This window comes from Terasakiella pusilla DSM 6293, assembly GCF_000688235.1.
In the GTDB taxonomy this organism is placed as follows: Bacteria; Pseudomonadota; Alphaproteobacteria; order Rhodospirillales; family Terasakiellaceae; genus Terasakiella; species Terasakiella pusilla.
Map to the genome: position 1 here is coordinate 86,876 of NZ_JHYO01000005.1, position 16,684 is coordinate 103,559.

Below are 16,684 nucleotides of genomic sequence, written 5' to 3' on the forward strand. Positions count from 1 at the left end.
GCTCCCTAGAAGAGTTCGATTGAACCTTCAATCTCCGACTTTTCAATGTGTGTTTTAAAGCTTTGTTCTTCAGCAACAATGCTCGCGTTGTCGTGCTTATCCAGCAATTTCATTTTAACTTTACCGTTCGAAGGGAAAAAGATAATCCGGCGTGCCTGATCTCCGCCCAGATGCTGGGCAGAAACCGCCATATGTTCGACCCTTAAATAAGTTTCAACAAACTCGACATTCTTTGTACCGATGAAGGATGAGGTTCCGATAACATTCGCCCCGCCGAAGACCTTTATCTCTAGCCGGTTTCGCGCACCGCCTTTGCGCAGGATATCGTTGATGAGGACTTCCATCGCATAGTTGCCATATCGCATGGCGGCACTCACTCCACCCCAATTACCGCTATCACTTTGTGGCAGCATAAAATGGTTCATCCCCCCAATACCAAGGGCAGTGTCGCGAATGCACGCCGCCACACAAGACCCCAAAGTGGTGACGATCATTTCATCCTTTTTATCTGTGACATAATGCATACCCGGCGAGACTTTGACCGCAAAGTGATCAAAACTTGGGTCCCAATAGCGGGTCATGCCGTCCTTTTTCAGATCCTCTTTTCCCGAGGTATGGCTCACCTTATCCATCATAAACCGTGATCCAGCTGTGTTTTTTGATAAATCGTTCGACCATAGAGTTTGAGGCCCGGACTCATATCCAAAATAGTCTCCGAGTGCCCGATGAAAAGCCAACCGCCGGGACGTAATTTCTCCACCAAGCGACTAATCAGACGTTGTTTGTCCCCTGCATCAAAATAAATCATCACATTACGGCAAAAAATCGCATCAAAAGGCCCAGAAAAAGGCCATTTTTCTAGCAAATTCAGCTGCTTAAAGGAGATGTAATGGCGCAATATATCTTGGGCCTGAACATATCCATCCTCCCCTTGTGCAGGAGACAGGTAGGGCTGAAATTCAGGGGGGAGATGTTCAAGGTGTTGATCACGATATCGCCCGGCTCGCCCCCGTTCCAACATGTTTGTGTCAAGATCGGTCGCCAGTATCTTCGCGTCAAGGATCTGATCCGGCCTTTTGTTGAGCGCCTCATCCAGACACATCGCCATGCTGTAGGGTTCCTCACCCGACGAACACCCCGCAGACCACAGCCGCAACCGTGATTGACGCCCCTGCTTGATCAAATCCAGTGTTTCCGGCAACACATGATCACGTAAATGGTCAAAATGATGCGGCTCGCGAAAGAAACGGGTCAGATTGGTTGTAATTGCATTGATTAACATCCCGATCTCGCCCGGACCATTATCACCCGCCAGATAATGCAGATAATCCCCAAAGGAGGTCATCCCAAACTGACGAAGCCGTTTTGACAAACGACCATAAACCATATCTTTTTTATGATCCTTTAGGACAATCCCTGTCTGGGAATGAATAAGGTCCGCCAATGTAAAATAGTCATCATCATTCAACACAAACTCACGCTTTTTCTCCCGCGGCTTGAGCACAAAACGCACCTTGTTCTCGACCTTTTGACGGGCTGGACTTCCGGTTTGTTTTGAGGGGTGAATGACGGTTTTATCTGACATGGATGCCCCCTAGAACTCTTCCCAGTCGGCATCGTCAGGTGTATCTGTTCCCTTGGTTTTACGCCCCAGTATATCGTGGCGTGCACGCAGGATGGACGGTGACGGTGGTGAAACAGGTTGGCTTGACGAAAACTCGACCTTGTTCTGTACCACTTGCTCCCCGATATCAAAGAAGGACATCAGACGCATCATCTTCTCTGACTGGTCTTCCAAGGATCGGGCACTAGCGGAACTCTCTTCAACAAGGGCCGCATTCTGTTGGGTCATTTCATCCATTTGCGTAATGGCGGCATTAATCTCACCCACACCGGAGGCTTGCTCCTGACTTGCCGCTGCAATTTCAGAAACAATGTCCGCAACCCGTTTAATCGATTCAACGATATTGGACAGGGATTGTCCGGTTTCACCGACCAGATCAACCCCATCACGGACTTGCGTATTACTATCAAGGATTAACCCTTTGATATCTTTCGCCGCCTCACTTGATCGTTGCGCGAGGGTGCGCACTTCAGATGCAACAACCGCAAACCCTTTTCCGGCCTCCCCTGCGCGCGCGGCTTCCACTGCGGCATTGAGCGCCAAAAGGTTGGTCTGGAAAGCGATCTCGTCAATAACACCAATGATATCGGAGACCTTCTGTGAAGAATTTTCAATGGAAGACATGGCTTCCACCGCTTGCTCCACGACAGACCCGCCTTCTTCGGCAACTTCGCGCGCCCGCATGGCAAGCTGGTTGGCTTGCTGAGCGTTATCGGCGTTCTGTTTGACCGTCGTAGACATTTCTTCCATGCTCGCTGCGGTTTCTTCAAGGCTGGAAGCTTGATTTTCCGTGCGTTGGGACAGATCAATCGAGCCAGACGCAATTTCTTTGGACGCACTGGCAATTTCGTTTGCGGCGATAATAATTTCGCTCACAATCTGTTTGATCCGCGCCGACGTCTGGTTGGTATCCTGCTTCAATATCTCGAAGGTGCCGGCATAATCGGTTTCGATCTGATATTTCAGATCACCTTTTGCCAGCGATGACAAAGACATGGCAATTTCATCAAAAACGTCACTGACAGTATCTTTCAAATCATTGATACTGTGCGCCAAAGCCGCCATAAACCCTTCTTTGTCCTCCAATGAAATCTTCTTGGAGAAATCACCGTTTACGACGGCCTGCACGACCTCATCAACTTCTTGCTGAACCGCAAGCTCGTTCGTGACATCACTCCATTCCAGCACCGTTCCCAGACGATTATTTTCATCATCTATAATAGGGTTCAAGACGCAATCAAATGAGCGTTGGCCCATCTTAAGGTGGAAGTGCTGTTCTTTATCAACCAGATTGATCTCACGAACCTTGGCGGCAACTTCATCATGGAAGTGGTCAAGATTACTCCCCAGCATAGCTGACGCTTTAAAGCCGGGTACGGATTGACTGATATCGACTTCCGCTTTTGTCAACATGCGCTGCAAGGCGTCGTTGGTGAAGATAACTTCATTGTCAGCATCGGCGACCAAGACGTTTGTATTGGCATTTTCCAATGCGACACGAATACGATAGTTTTCTTCCGCCTGTTTACGTTCTGCCTCTCGACGGGCAAGAACATCGGTCATATCGCTCCATTCGACAACGCTGCCGAGACGGGAGCCATCGGTGCCATAAACGGCCGCAGCAGAGAGATCAAACGTCCGCGGTCCCAACTTCATGCGGGCCTTATGAATACCGGAAAGACTCTCCAGAATCTCGGCCTGAACATTTGGATTCTTGTGATAGCTGTCAATGGAATTGCCCATGATCGCATCCACATGAAAGTTTGGAATACTCTGGCGAATATCTTCCTGCGCGTCCCTAAACAGGGCTTCGACAGCCGGGTTCATATAAATGACGCGACGGTCTGAGTCTGCCACCATGATACAGGTTGTCGCATTGTCCAACGCAGCACGGATGCGGCGGTTCTCCACACTCATTTCATAAATCTGGTTCAAAGAACGCGCCATATCCCCCAACTCGTCTTTACGATCCTGCATGACAACCGTCCGGGTTTCCCCACGGGCAAGATCACCGACAAATTCTGTTAGTTGAGAAATAGGCTTGGAAATACTGCGTCCAACCAGGCCGCCCAAAACAACCATGGTGATAATAATAAAGAGCAAACCAACCAATAACGTGGTGCGGGTATCCGTGACGTTATTAAAGGCCTCATCGTAGTCTTGCATGACCACCAAGGCGAATTTTGTCCCCAAGAATTCAAATGGCGCATAACCGAAATAGCGATCTTTACCTTCAAACGTTTCGCGGGTAATACCCGTTTCACCTTTCAAGGCCGCAGTCATGAACTGGCCACGATATTGTCGCTGGACATTCCGTTCCGTACCATTGTCAAATCGCGACGTATTACGCGCCAGTGCATCTTCACCGATCAAAAGGGACTCACCGGTTTTCCCCAGACCAAACGGCTTCCCAACAACCATATTCAAGCGGTCAATCGGCATTTGAAAAATCAAAGCCCCTTTTACCGTACCGTCAACAATAATAGGCTGAGTGATGAAACTGGCCGGGACGCCTTGGCTTGGTTGATAGGGTTTAAAATCAAAAAAGGCTTGCTGGTTTTTCGGCAAGGTCATGGCTTTCCTATAGGCCGCGGCAGAGTCACTTTCTTTCCACGGGCCTGTCAGCAAGTTTGTCGCAAAATCACTTTCCTTTACGACAGAATAAACCACATTCCCTTCTTCATTGACTAAAGAGATATCATAATACCCCTTCTCTTCCATAAACTCGCGGAACCAGGGATGATAGGTTTTATGCACCTGCCCATAAGCAGACATATCACCGTCCGGCATATCCAACTTTCGCTTCTCACCTGCCGGATAAGGGTTCTGTTCACCATACTGACGGGATAAATCCTTTTGTGGATCGCCATCATACATGGCCCACGCGCGCGAGAAAGCCAACAAAGCTTTTTGCGTCATAGGTGAATTCGCGACAATCTTCATGTCGGTCTGAATGCTTTCAAAGTAACTGTCCATTTCAGCCAATCGCTGTTGTGTCAGTACTTCGAAATTTTCCTTGATGTTACTTTCCTCGATTTTACTCACCTGTATTAGGGAGTACGCCATAATCAGGATCGCACTAATGGCGGAACACCCCACGATGACAAGCGGGATTTTGCGGGAGAGCTGCCAAAATGATGTTTTCGTCATAATCGTTTGGGTCATCAGTTCTGGTCCCCTACTGCTGCTTCACCAAGGGCGATCCCGTGGTCAATTGATTGTGGTTTAAATAAGAGCTCAACGTCCAGCAGCGCGACCATTCGGCCCTCGACCGTGACCAGCCCGGATAAATATTCGTCGTCTATATTGCGATCCATCTTTGGCACTTGCTGAAGTTGGTTTTGGCCCACCGTAATGATGTCAGATACCGTATCGACCAGAACACCAACCATGCGGTCTTCGACGCGTACGATAATCACGACATGCATCTTGGTTGCTTCTGTCAATCCCATCCCAAAACGACAACGTAAATCAAAAATAGGAACAATGGTGCCACGCAGGTTCAACACACCGCGCATAAATTCTGGTGTGTTTGGCAGGTGGGTGGTTTCCGTCCAGGCCTTGATTTCGCGCACAGCCATGATGTCAACGCCATATTCCTCCTCACCAATGGTGAAGGTAATATATTGATCCACCTGATCTTCCTGCATCACCAGTTCATCAGAACCGCTTGCTTGTGGTGTCAGACCTGTATCAGTCGTGACCATGTGCTTTTTCTCCAGTCAATAAAACCTGTTGTTCCAGATTTGCAAATGTTCGGTGGCGATCGCTGCCATGTTCCATATCCGCCAGACCGTCTACGTCCAGAATAAGCGCGACCTTGCCATTTCCCAGAATAGTTGCCGCCGCGACGCCGTCAATCGGATCATAGTTTTCTTCAAGGCTTTTGATAACCACTTGCTGCTGCCCTAACAATTCGTCAACAAGTATGCCGACGTGCCCGTATCTTTCTGTCTCGACAATAACGACAAGCCCCTGCGCCGCATCCGTAACTGCCCCTTTGATATTAAACAGCTTATATAGATTAACGATCCTGATATATTGGCCGCGCATGGATACCATCATGGCGCCGTTTACCAAGGGCTGCAATTCTTCCGCTATCGGATGAATACTCTCGATCACCGACGTTAAAGGGATGATATATTTTTCCTGTCCACATCGAATGATCATACCATCCAGTACAGCAAGCGTTAAGGGCAGTGACATCAAAAAGCGTGTGCCTTCCCCCGGTGTGGAGAAAACAGAGATACGTCCACCTAGGCTAACAATATTTCGGCGCACCACATCCATCCCGACACCCCGCCCGGAGACGTCGCTCACTTCATCAGCCGTTGAAAAACCGGGGGCGAAGATCAGATTGTCGATCTCTTCATCAGACAAATCGTGATCACTTGACAGCAAGCCCTTTTGGACTGCTTTTTCAACGATGCGCTGGCGATTGATCCCTTTACCGTCGTCGCTCACTTCAATCTGAATACGGCCACTTCGATGTTCAGCACTTAGTTTAATCGCTGCCCGTTCTGGTTTACCGGATTTGGCGCGTTCTTCCTGTGTCTCAATACCGTGATCAAGGGAATTTCGGATCATATGGGTCAAGGGATCCATCAATTGCTCAATGACGGTTTTATCGACCTCCGTCATTTCACCTTGTGTAATCAAATCCACCTTTTTACCCAACCGCGCAGACAGTTCCCGCACCATACGGGGAATACGGGCAAAAACCGATTTAACAGGCTGCATACGGATAGCCATGACACTTTCCTGCAGTTCCCGCGTATGTGCGCTTAAATCTTCAAAGCCCTGTGCCATGACATGGCTGTCTTCAGGAATAAGGTTTTCGACTTGTTGGCGTAACATGGCCTGACTGATGACCAATTCCCCAACCATATTGACCAGCCGATCAACCCGATCCAGCTCCACCCGAATAGAGGAAATTTTGGCCTGCTGTTTCAATAAGGACTTAGATCCATCATTCAAGGTCTCAGTGACAGGGGGGCGATCTTCTGCCGTGTCAGGCAATTGTGCCGCCTGTGGAGGTGCTGGTTGCGTGGGCGTGTGTAACTCGACCTCTTTCCTTATGCGTGACGCTCTAGCTGTTCTGGGTTCAGGCTTTTGCGCCTTTACACCTTGCGCCTCTTTCGTCGTGGCCGTGTTCGTAACAGCTTCACCGCCGATTTTTTCGATAACAAGTTCACAGTCATCCACCACAAACTCGAACACTTCCTCAATCGCGCCTTTTGACGCGTCCGTCTCCAGCTCAAAGATCCAACTTAAATAAGCTTCATCCGGATTAATCTGATCAAGATCATCTAAGCGAGACAGGTCGGCGTGTGCGACATATTTTCCAAGGCTGGATAACTCACGGGCCAGTAAAAGAGGCTCATTGGCAAAACGCAATAAATGAGGTTCCGGCACGAATTTGATTTTATAGGTGGGCTTGAAGTTTTCTAAAGGCTCCGGTGGTAATTCGGACGCGGGCTCATCTTCCTCAAGATCAATAAACAGCCCCCATCCCTGTTCCTCTTCTTCTTCTGGTGTCAGGTCATAATCAGCGATCCCATCACGGTGATCTGACGGCGACGTTTTTTTCACCCCACCCTCTTTCAGATAGGATTCCAGTTTTTGCTTGGTCTTTTTCCAGACCTCCGGATCACTTTCCTGATTATCCTGGGCACGTTGAACTAGACTTGAAAGGATATCGGTGGCTTCGAACAAGACATCCACCAAGGGCATGCTGATCGGTATTTCCCCTTCGCGCAATTTATCCAGCAATGTTTCAAAGCTATGGGTGAAATCTATCAGATCAGTATAGTTAAAAGCCCCGGCACCGCCTTTGATGGAATGCACACAGCGAAAGATCGCGTGCAGCACTTCGACATCCACGTTACCTAATTCTTGTTGAAGAAGAGTGAGTTGTTCTTCTGCCGAAGCCAGAAGCTCATGACATTCCTCGAAATAGGTTACTTTAAACTGTTCCAGATTAAAATCTTGGGGCACGGGATTTACGTTACTTTTTTAAATTATGATCAAGGGCACACTTTGGAAACAACCTGCAACAGCTTGTCCGGGCTGAAAGGTTTTACAATCCATCCCGTCGCACCGGCTGCGCGGCCTTCATTTTTCTTGCTGGCATCGGACTCGGTGGTCAGCACCAAGATCGGTGTCGATTTGTGGACGGCGTGTTTTCGAAGCTCTTTAATAAGAGTGATGCCATCCATACGAGGCATATTCACATCCGTTATAATCAGATCAACACGATCACTCCCCAATTTATCGAGAGCATCCTGACCATCCCCCGCTTCCAAAACCTCATGCCCCGCATTACGAAGGGTGAAACCGACCATATCCCTCATTGTTTTGGAATCATCAACGGCCAAAACACGTAAACCCATTAGTTTTCACTCCATTTTCTTAGGTAGTCCGATAACCCCAAGTCACGCATACCGCGCTCAAAAGTCGGGGTTACATTTTTCATCGAAAACCGACCACCGTTTTTTTCGACTTTAAAAGCTGCTGCCAGCAAAACCTGTATACACGGGGTAGAAATCCGTTCTACCACCGATGCATCAAGTACTAAATGAGAATAACTAGAAACACATGATCGCAAGGCGTCAAGCAAACTATCCGCAGCAGACATATCCAATATGGGCAGCAGCGCCAGAATCGCCTTGTCATTTTCCACCTTTATTTCAAAGGCTTCGGTCATATATGTCTCCTGCAAGAATGTGCTTTCGTTTGCATCTCAAACGAAGCCTGTATTTTTTATTGGTACCTTTTGGATATGCTAGCAGGCAAACAAGAAAAAATGAAACGTTTTCTAGGTGGTTAGGGTGATCGCAATAAAATTCATTACATCCGCATCTATATTTTTTTGAGACAGCAAATGCACTGCGGTCAGATTTTCCTGCAAGGCCTGACGTCGATCCGGGCAAATCATGGCAAATTTTGTTTTAGACAACCCCTTGGTCGCCCCCAGACCGCGCAACAGTTCAGCCCCGTCCATATCCGGCAGGACTTGGTTAACAATCACAATCTCGGGATGGGTTTTCAATGCCGTTTCAAAGGCCACCTCAGGGGTCTTTTGAAACACGCAGGCAAACCCGCTTTCCGCAAAATTATCACGGATCACGTTGCTTTGCTGTTCCTCAATCCCGATCACAAGAACAGTCGGCTGAGACCGCACACTATATCCATACGCATCACTCGGCTTCTGCGGGAGGCCATGAAGCCATTCTTGTCGTGACGCGGTGGGATGACCCTCCCCACTTTCAATCAAATCTGCCAAACGATCTAAATAAATGTGAGACGCTTGTATCAACGGCTCATCAAAATGGTCTTCGCCCTCCAGAAAAGCTTCAAAGGTATGGCACAGTTCTGTCACCAGCGGCATCTGGAAGGTGCCCCCCATCCCCTTCAGGCTATGCACTTCCCGCCGGAACTCCTGCTGCAGGGCCGTATCTGCGCCCTTTCCGCTGGTAAACAAGGCTAGAATATCATTGAGGCGATCCAATTTCTCCTGTGCCGTCTCTATGAACTTTTCTCGCATCTCGGCAAGGATATCTTCCATATTTGGAACTGAGTATGACATGACGTAGTTCTCGTTAGGATTACTTTTTTAATGTGTCGTACTGTTGATGAAGCCTCAATGAAATAGCTTATATCTCTACAATACCGCTTTCGATTGCGTATTTCACCAACCCCGCAGATGTCTTTACATCCAGCTTTCGCTTGATATTTCGACGATGGGTTTCAACGGTTCTAACGCTGATATCAAGTTCTCTGGCGACATGCTTATTGCTGCTGCCTTCCGCCAGAAGTTTCAATATCATTCTTTCACGGTCCGTTAAGGGGACTTCTTTTTTTGCTCCTTCATTCAAAAGGATATCTGTCACCCCCGAACTGTAATAAGTCTTACCTTCCGACACGGTTTTGATTGCCTGCACCAATTCGTTGGAAGGTACATCTTTTAAAATGTAACCTTTGGCACCTGCTTTCAATACCTTGGTGATATATTCCCTGTTATCATGCATTGTCAGCATCAACAACTTGATCTCGGGCAATTGTTCGGCAAATTTTTCAGCCGCCGCAATTCCATTGAGGATGGGCATGCTGATATCCATAAGAACCACATCGGGGTTTCGTTCTGCCGCCAGTACCAAGGCTTCCTCGCCATTCGCTCCTTCCCCAATCACGACGATGGTTTCATCTTGTTCGATGCGTGATCTTATCCCATCCAAAACAAGCGGATGATCATCTACGAGAAGAACGCGAATTTTAGTCTCTGAAAGTTCTGACATCATCTTTTAATCTACAATCAACACGCTATTAGGAAGGCGGGCTTCAACAACTGTTCCTTTATCCGGTGAAGACCAGACTGTCAATTCGCCGCCATGAAATTCTAGCCTTTCTTGCATATTTCGTAAGCCAATCCCTTGAAAACCATTTTTGCGTCCATCCATACGCAACACATCAAACCCGACACCGTCATCCGACACAATCATTCGCACCCCGTCCACACGCTTTACCAACTCGATGGTAACCCGCGAGGCACCGGAATGGCGTTCTATGTTGGTCAACGCTTCCTGAGCAATCCGAAACAGTGTTGTCTTTATCTCTGGTCCCAGCTTTTTAGTGAACGGATGACCTTTGAACGAAACGTCAATACCCGTCCGTTCCCCAAATTCATCACTCATACTATCAAGGGCCGCGGAGAGACCGATATCATCAAGCACACTGGGGCGCAGATCTCGTGATATGCGGCGAACCTCTGCGATGGCTTGCTTTAGTCCATTCGCGCCTTTTTCCATTGGTTCAATGGCATTGTCGGCACCTTGATTGATCCGATCAATCGCCAACTCGATGGAATATTTGACAGACACCAGAATTTGACTAATCCCGTCATGCAGCTCACGCGACACCCGGCCTCTTTCTTCTTCCTGAAACTCAACAATGCGCTGGGTGAGTTCTTTCAGTTTGGTATCGGCGAGTTTTCGTTCATTCAACTGAATAACAATGCCGGACAGAAATACACCGATCAACGCAACGATCGCGATGGTAAAAATGATCATAAATGCTTTTTGAACCCGGTCACGAATATCAAGCTTTCGTGCTTCGATATTGCGATAGATATCATCCAGATAAACGCCGGTGCCGATCATCCAATCCCATTTATCAAGCAACACGGCGTAACTCAGCTTTTCACCGATCTCATCACTCTCCGGCTTTTCCCAGAGGTAGCGATAAAAGCCGCCGCCATTGCGCGCCCGTTCCGTCAGTTCTTTGATGACCATACGTCCCTGACTATCCTGCAAACCCCACCAGTTCAATCCGACAATTTCAGGCTGGCCGGGATGGACAAGCCCTTTCCCGTTTCCATCATAAACAAAGAAGTAGCCTTCATCGCCATAGGTCAACTGGTTTAACAGCGCTTTAACCTGCTCTTTTGCTTTTTCATCATCCCCATTGGCATTGCGATAAACATGATCGACCGCCTTTAGCGCCATATCCATATAAGCCTTAAGTTCGTTGGCTTTGGAGGTCAGGACGTTTTCCTCAACCCGATATAGCTGCTCTTCAATCAAATCATCTGATTGGAAAAAGAGGATAAAGACAATGCTGCTTACAGCGAAAAACAGGGGCACAACAGCCAGCAACAAAATCTTTAAACGAAACATGGTCACCCAATAATCAATTCATACTTTAGGACAGAATAGCATGGAACGCGTTTTTTCCTACTACCTAGTTCTAGGTATGTGAATGTACGTATTCATGGTTATTTTCATGCCTTCTGCTGACTATTAGTATCCGCGCCAAGTTGCTTGAAACGGTGTTGCGGGCTGAAAGGTCACCTTCCCCCATTCTACACATACCCCCGACCTTTTAGTAGGCTGCACCAAACCTATGTTTTGAACAACGTCCCCAAAAGGCTTCTTGCTCCATCCGGCAAGAAGCCTTTTTCCTTTCGCCTGCCGTACCTATCCAACGCTGCCCAAGTCTGGTATCACTGAGACAAACATTTTACAGGTTGAGACATGCTGACACAAAAAGAACCCGTTTCACATTTTATCACGGTTGAGGGATATCAGGTCCACGTGACCGAATGGGGAATTGACAAACCAAAATCCATTTTGCTGTGGCATGGGTTTGAACGCAACGGGCGCGACTTTGATCATCTTGCCGAGAGCCTTACCAAAGAATATCGGGTCCTTTGTCCCGACACCATCGGGCGCGGCCTGTCACAATGGGCAAGCAAACCTGAAGATAGCTACTGCTTCGACCTGTATGAAAAACTGGCACTTAAAATATGCGAGGTCTTTGGATTTTTTAATCTGGATTTTCTCGGAACCGGCATGGGCGGCGCATTGGGCATACGCCTTGCGAGTGGCCCCTTGCAGCAAAACATCAACCACCTGATCATCAACGATGCCGCCCCGCAGGTGGAAATAGACGGGCTGAACCGCATCCTTTCTTACAGTGCGAACCCCATCAGTTTTACAGCTCCGCAAGACTATGAAGATCATCTAAGATCCATATATGACGGCATGGGCTATCTGAGCGACGCACAATGGCGCGCCCTAACTTTATCTTCCCTGCGCCGGCGTGATGATGGGACCATTACTGTGGATTTTGACCCCGGCATCACAGAACAGTTTTTCGATAACTTGCAAGATTATGACCTATGGGACAGCTATCAAAAGATCACTTGTCCGACCCTGATCTTGCACGGACAATCATCCGATATCCTCACGACAGAAGTCTTCGCCAAAATGTGCGAGGTCAATGAAAATGCAACGGGTGTCGAGTTTCCAAATTGCGGGCACGCCCCTGCCCTAAACAAAGATCAGCAGATTTATGTGATTGAGGAGTTTTTGAAAAATGACCGGTGATGACCACATCAAACAATTGCTGAAAGATGGCTTAAGTAAATTTGATCTGGAAGACCAACTCAATAAAATCGGGGACCCGCGCACGCAAGCCCCCGACAAAGTCCCCAGCTTTGATGAACTGGGCTATGAGTATGAAACCAATCCTGTCCTTAAGGAGCGGGTGGAAAAAGAAATCGCCGCACTCAAGAAAAAGGATAGCTTGGAATAATCAAGCGGAAACCACTTTCTGTTTCTGGCTTCCCAGCCCCTGAATACCCAATGTCATCACGTCGCCTTCTTTCAAGAAGACCTGCGGCTTTTGCCCCATGCCCACACCTGGCGGCGTCCCGGTGGAAATAATATCACCCGGTTGCAGGGACATGAATTTGGACAGATAGCTCACCAAAAATGCAACGCCGTACACCATTGTACTGGTCGTGCCTTCCTGAAAGCGTTTATCATTCACGTCCAGCCACATGGACAAAGCCTGCGGATCATCCACTTCATCTTTAGTCACCAGCCACGGCCCGACAGGGGCGAAAGTGTCATGGGACTTACCCTTGACCCATTGGCCTGATCGTTCGATCTGATATTCGCGCTCCGAGAGATCGTTGAGGACGGTGTAGCCTGCCACGTAATCAAACGCGTCTTCCACTTCCACATACTTGGCTTCCTTGCCAATTACGATGGCAAGTTCACATTCCCAATCTGTCTTTACCGACCCGCGGGGCAGTTCAACATCATCATAGGGACCAGACAAGGCGCTGGTCGCTTTCATGAAGACCACAGGCTCCGGCGGGACTTCCATTCCTGCCTCTTCTGCATGGTCGGAATAATTCAAGCCAATACAGACCACTTTGCCCACATGGGCGATAGGTACACCAAGACGTGCCCCCTCAATCACCTCAAGGCTGGACACATCAATGTTGGCCAAATCAGCAAAGACTTCTGATCCAATGACATCCGGCGTCAGGTCATCAATATGGCCTGCCAAACTTCTCAGCGACCCGCTTTCATCGATCAGACCGGGTTTCTCTTTTCCCTTCGGGCCAAATCTTACCAGCTTCATTTTTATCTCCTTGTTATATTCAGGCGTTTATTTTTTATGTCCTGCCCCAGCAAATATCTGGTATAAACACACAAATTTGGCAGGCATTGTAACGATCCTTTTTCAAAAGAACAGCCCTTGTCTGCAAGATGGCCTCAGTTCTTTACTTCCCCCCATGGACTCATTATATAGGCGCGCATGAGCAAGCACATTCCACAAATCGGTATCGTCAGTCTTGGATGTCCCAAGGCGCTGGTTGATTCTGAACGTATCCTGACTCGGCTTCGTGCAGAAGGGTACGAGATTTCCCCCACATATGATGGCGCAGATGCGGTCATCGTCAACACATGCGGTTTTATCGACAGCGCTAAACAAGAGTCCTTTGACGCCATTGGCGAAGCATTGGCAGAGAACGGTAAAGTCATCGTGACAGGCTGTCTGGGTGTCGATGAAGACGGCATCCGCGAAATTCACCCCGGCGTCCTCGCCGTGAGTGGTCCTCAGCAATACGAAAGTGTTCTTAAAGCAGTACATGAAGTCTCGCCACCGGTGCATGATCCCTATACGGATCTGTTACCCCCCGGGGGGATCAAGCTCACCCCTCGACACTATGCTTATCTAAAGATTTCAGAGGGTTGTAACCAGAAGTGCACGTTCTGCATTATCCCAAGTATGCGCGGCAAACTCCGGTCCCGCCCAGCAGGTGAAGTCCTTAAGGAAGCTGAAAACCTCGCGCTGTCCGGCGTCAAAGAAATCCTGTTGGTGTCCCAAGACACGGGTGCCTACGGATCGGATTTGAAGTATGCGGAAGATGATTTTTACGGCAAAAAAGTCCGCACCAAAATGTATGATCTCTGTAACGCATTGGGTGATCTGAAAGTCTGGACCCGCCTGCATTACGTCTACCCATACCCCCATATCGACGACATCATTCCGTTAATGGCCGAAGGCAAAGTGCTGCCCTATCTGGACATCCCGTTCCAACACGCTTCGCCTAAAGTTCTGAAGCTGATGAAACGTCCGGGCAACCAGATTGAATTGCTGGAACGGATCAAAAAGTGGCGTGAGATCTGTCCCGAAATCACCATCCGTTCCACCTTCGTTGTGGGCTTCCCGGGCGAGACGGAAGAAGATTTTGAATATCTGCTCGACTGGCTGGAACAAGCCCAGCTCGACCGCGTCGGCTGCTTTAAGTTTGAGGCCGTCGAAGGCGCTGCCGCTAACGACCTGCCCGATCCGGTCGATGAAGACGTCAAGGAAGAACGCTGGAACCGTCTCATGGAATTCCAACGTCAGATCTCTGAAGATCGCATGCAGGCCAAAATCGGCAAAGTGCTGGATGTCATCATCGACGAAGTGGATGAAGAAGGCGCTATCGGTCGTACCAAAGGCGATGCGCCAGAGATCGACGGCGAAGTTTATATCAACGGCGAAACTGATCTTGAACCGGGCCAAATTGTCCAGATCAAAGTCGAACATGCCGAGGATTATGACCTGTGGGGAAGTCTGGTTTAACGCCAGCTTCCCAAAGCGCCAAGATTGACACTTTTAGGTGATCGGTATACAAGGCGCATCAACCCCTGCCCCAATTATAGTTGAGAAGAGTGCGTCATGGAAGTGTCCACCCGTTACCCGCATGTCATCATTGTACGACTTGCGCCCGAAATCCTTTTGAAATCCCCAACCACGCGCCGGAAGTTCCAAAAGCACCTGTACGAAAATCTGATCAAAGGATTGCGCACTCAAGAGATCGATTTCGAAATCCTCAATCATGAAGGGCGGATGCAAATCCACACCAGTGATCAGGAAAAGGCGCTAGACGTCGTCTCACGCACTTTTGGTATCAGTTCCTACTCCCCCATCGATAAAATCATTGATGGCGGTCTGGAGGCTCATAAAGTGGCAGCCGTGGAACTGTACAAAGACCTTGTTGCCAATAAAACCTATGCCGTTCGTATCAAACGTCTGGGGCGCAAGAAAAAGCATTCCTCTGTCGAGATGGAACGCGAAATCGGCGGCATGCTCAATAAATACGCCAAAAAAGTGGACCTGACCAATCCAGAAGTCATGATCAAAGCAGACGTTGCCGGTGATCTGGCCTACTTCTACACCAAGAAGATCCCGGGACCGGGCGGCTTCCCCATCGGTATTCAAGGCAAAGCCCTAACGCTGATTTCCGGCGGCTTTGATAGTGTGGTTGCAGCTTGGTACCTGATGAAACGCGGTGCGCTGAATGACTTTGTCTTTTGCAACCTTGCAGGGGCTGCGTACGAACGGATGGTGCTTGAAATCACAAAAGTCTTGTGCGATCGCTGGGCCACGGGGACACGGCCTAAACTCTATTGCGTGGATTTTGAGGGCGTCATCGACAACCTGCGCGCAAACTCCGACCCGCAATATTGGCAAGTTATCCTGAAACGCCAGATGTATCGCGCGGGCTGTGAGATTGCAAAACGGATCGGCGCAGAAGCCATCGTCACAGGGGAAGCTTTGGGGCAAGTGTCTTCCCAGACCCTGTCCAACCTGAATACCATCGATCAGGTTGCCGACGTTCCCGTGCTTCGCCCGCTGATCGGTTTTGATAAAGAACAGATCATTTCGGATGCGCGCATGATCGGCACAGATAAACTTTCGGAGAAAATCCCTGAGTACTGTGCGCTCAATAAGCGCCGCCCGGCAACCAAGTCTGCCCGCAAAAACATCACCGAAGCAGAGTTATCAATGGACTTTAACATCCTTACGGAAGCCGTTGATAATGCAAAGATTTATGATATGTTTAATGTAAACGATCAAGACGTTGCCCAGCACTCTGTCTTCATTGAAGAGATCCCATCAAACGCGATCTTTATCGACTGTCAGCCGGAGAGCCTGTACGACGAGTGGCACATCGCAGGGGCTGAAAATTACAATGCTGGACAGCTTGCAAACAAGATGAAGACCTTTGTAAAGACCCAGCCCTATGTCCTCTACTGCCCTTATGGCACTCAGTCCGCCGTCTTTGCTGAACGGATGCAAAAGGCAGGATACGAAGCCTATTCTTTCAAGGGCGGTATCAAGCAGTTGAAACGGATGTACCCCAACGGGGCCGAACTGGACGACGAATAAGACACATAGAAATAAAAAGGGCTGCACCATCTGATGCAGCCC

The 16,684-nt window shown here is 48.8% G+C and carries 15 protein-coding genes; 4 read left to right on the plus strand and 11 right to left on the minus strand.

Annotated elements, in window-relative coordinates:
* Nucleotides 1–5 precede the first annotated feature (5 nt).
* The 10 genes from cheD to Q397_RS0104810 all read right to left on the minus strand — a co-directional run bounded on the left by cheD (nucleotide 6) and on the right by Q397_RS0104810 (nucleotide 11,298).
* Complete coding sequence (gene cheD / locus Q397_RS0104765; RefSeq protein ID WP_051609723.1) at nucleotides 6–635, minus strand: chemoreceptor glutamine deamidase CheD; 630 nt, start codon at nucleotides 633–635, stop codon at nucleotides 6–8.
* The gene (locus Q397_RS0104770) at nucleotides 632–1,585 is read right to left on the minus strand and encodes a CheR family methyltransferase (protein WP_084148941.1); all 954 of its coding nucleotides are present in this window, start codon (nucleotides 1,583–1,585) and stop codon (nucleotides 632–634) included. The genes cheD and Q397_RS0104770 overlap by 4 nt, the downstream gene beginning before the upstream one ends.
* A gap of 9 nt (nucleotides 1,586–1,594) precedes the next feature.
* Nucleotides 1,595–4,789, minus strand: coding sequence for a methyl-accepting chemotaxis protein (locus Q397_RS25485; RefSeq protein ID WP_051609724.1), 3,195 nt, complete (start codon nucleotides 4,787–4,789; stop codon nucleotides 1,595–1,597).
* The gene (locus tag Q397_RS21140; protein WP_084148942.1) at nucleotides 4,789–5,331 is read right to left on the minus strand and encodes a chemotaxis protein CheW; all 543 of its coding nucleotides are present in this window, start codon (nucleotides 5,329–5,331) and stop codon (nucleotides 4,789–4,791) included. Before Q397_RS21140 ends, Q397_RS25485 begins: the two co-directional genes overlap by 1 nt.
* Nucleotides 5,318–7,621, minus strand: coding sequence for a chemotaxis protein CheA (locus tag Q397_RS21145; protein ID WP_051609725.1), 2,304 nt, complete (start codon nucleotides 7,619–7,621; stop codon nucleotides 5,318–5,320). The genes Q397_RS21140 and Q397_RS21145 overlap by 14 nt, the downstream gene beginning before the upstream one ends.
* Nucleotides 7,622–7,650: 29 nt before the next feature.
* Entirely contained in the window at nucleotides 7,651–8,016 is a 366-nt protein-coding gene (locus Q397_RS0104790) for a response regulator (RefSeq protein WP_028878434.1), read from the minus strand.
* Nucleotides 8,016–8,330: an STAS domain-containing protein gene (locus Q397_RS23880; RefSeq protein ID WP_051609726.1), complete on the minus strand. Its 315-nt coding sequence runs from the start codon at nucleotides 8,328–8,330 to the stop codon at nucleotides 8,016–8,018. The genes Q397_RS0104790 and Q397_RS23880 overlap by 1 nt, the downstream gene beginning before the upstream one ends.
* Nucleotides 8,331–8,441: 111 nt before the next feature.
* Nucleotides 8,442–9,212, minus strand: a complete 771-nt coding sequence (locus Q397_RS0104800; RefSeq protein ID WP_084148943.1) for an Hpt domain-containing protein — start codon at nucleotides 9,210–9,212, stop codon at nucleotides 8,442–8,444.
* A 67-nt stretch (nucleotides 9,213–9,279) separates the two neighbouring features.
* A complete protein-coding gene (locus tag Q397_RS0104805; protein ID WP_240475024.1) occupies nucleotides 9,280–9,924 on the minus strand; it encodes a response regulator in 645 nt (214 codons plus the stop codon).
* A 3-nt stretch (nucleotides 9,925–9,927) separates the two neighbouring features.
* Nucleotides 9,928–11,298, minus strand: coding sequence for a cache domain-containing protein (locus Q397_RS0104810; RefSeq protein ID WP_038012869.1), 1,371 nt, complete (start codon nucleotides 11,296–11,298; stop codon nucleotides 9,928–9,930).
* A gap of 357 nt (nucleotides 11,299–11,655) precedes the next feature.
* Between Q397_RS0104810 and Q397_RS0104815 the strand changes: the two genes are divergently transcribed.
* Nucleotides 11,656–12,510, plus strand: a complete 855-nt coding sequence (locus Q397_RS0104815) for an alpha/beta fold hydrolase (RefSeq protein WP_028878438.1) — start codon at nucleotides 11,656–11,658, stop codon at nucleotides 12,508–12,510.
* Nucleotides 12,500–12,718 (plus strand): hypothetical protein, encoded by a 219-nt coding sequence (locus Q397_RS0104820; RefSeq protein WP_028878439.1) that lies wholly within the window; start codon nucleotides 12,500–12,502, stop codon nucleotides 12,716–12,718. Before Q397_RS0104815 ends, Q397_RS0104820 begins: the two co-directional genes overlap by 11 nt.
* On the opposite strand, the gene Q397_RS0104825 is transcribed toward Q397_RS0104820, so the two are convergent.
* The gene (locus Q397_RS0104825) at nucleotides 12,719–13,558 is read right to left on the minus strand and encodes a fumarylacetoacetate hydrolase family protein (protein WP_028878440.1); all 840 of its coding nucleotides are present in this window, start codon (nucleotides 13,556–13,558) and stop codon (nucleotides 12,719–12,721) included.
* Nucleotides 13,559–13,735: 177 nt separating this feature from the next.
* On the opposite strand from Q397_RS0104825, the gene rimO reads away from it, so the two are divergent.
* Together rimO and thiI are read left to right on the plus strand one after the other, a co-directional pair.
* Nucleotides 13,736–15,052, plus strand: coding sequence for a 30S ribosomal protein S12 methylthiotransferase RimO (gene rimO, locus Q397_RS0104830; RefSeq protein ID WP_028878441.1), 1,317 nt, complete (start codon nucleotides 13,736–13,738; stop codon nucleotides 15,050–15,052).
* A 96-nt stretch (nucleotides 15,053–15,148) separates the two neighbouring features.
* On the plus strand, nucleotides 15,149–16,642 hold the full coding sequence (thiI, locus tag Q397_RS0104835; protein ID WP_028878442.1) for a tRNA uracil 4-sulfurtransferase ThiI: 1,494 nt from the start codon (nucleotides 15,149–15,151) through the stop codon (nucleotides 16,640–16,642).
* Nucleotides 16,643–16,684 lie beyond the last annotated feature (42 nt).

Coding starts and splice junctions, on each gene's coding strand:
- cheD (WP_051609723.1), bottom strand. CDS start 635: ATGATGGATAAGGTGAGCCATACCTCGGGAAAAGAGGATCTGAAAAAG.
- Q397_RS0104770 (WP_084148941.1), bottom strand. CDS start 1,585: ATGTCAGATAAAACCGTCATTCACCCCTCAAAACAAACCGGAAGTCCA.
- Q397_RS25485 (WP_051609724.1), bottom strand. CDS start 4,789: ATGACCCAAACGATTATGACGAAAACATCATTTTGGCAGCTCTCCCGC.
- Q397_RS21140 (WP_084148942.1), bottom strand. CDS start 5,331: ATGGTCACGACTGATACAGGTCTGACACCACAAGCAAGCGGTTCTGAT.
- Q397_RS0104790 (WP_028878434.1), bottom strand. CDS start 8,016: ATGGGTTTACGTGTTTTGGCCGTTGATGATTCCAAAACAATGAGGGAT.
- Q397_RS23880 (WP_051609726.1), bottom strand. CDS start 8,330: ATGACCGAAGCCTTTGAAATAAAGGTGGAAAATGACAAGGCGATTCTG.
- Q397_RS0104800 (WP_084148943.1), bottom strand. CDS start 9,212: ATGTCATACTCAGTTCCAAATATGGAAGATATCCTTGCCGAGATGCGA.
- Q397_RS0104805 (WP_240475024.1), bottom strand. CDS start 9,924: ATGATGTCAGAACTTTCAGAGACTAAAATTCGCGTTCTTCTCGTAGAT.
- Q397_RS0104810 (WP_038012869.1), bottom strand. CDS start 11,298: ATGTTTCGTTTAAAGATTTTGTTGCTGGCTGTTGTGCCCCTGTTTTTC.
- Q397_RS0104815 (WP_028878438.1), top strand. CDS start 11,656: ATGCTGACACAAAAAGAACCCGTTTCACATTTTATCACGGTTGAGGGA.
- Q397_RS0104820 (WP_028878439.1), top strand. CDS start 12,500: ATGACCGGTGATGACCACATCAAACAATTGCTGAAAGATGGCTTAAGT.
- Q397_RS0104825 (WP_028878440.1), bottom strand. CDS start 13,558: ATGAAGCTGGTAAGATTTGGCCCGAAGGGAAAAGAGAAACCCGGTCTG.
- rimO (WP_028878441.1), top strand. CDS start 13,736: ATGAGCAAGCACATTCCACAAATCGGTATCGTCAGTCTTGGATGTCCC.
- thiI (WP_028878442.1), top strand. CDS start 15,149: ATGGAAGTGTCCACCCGTTACCCGCATGTCATCATTGTACGACTTGCG.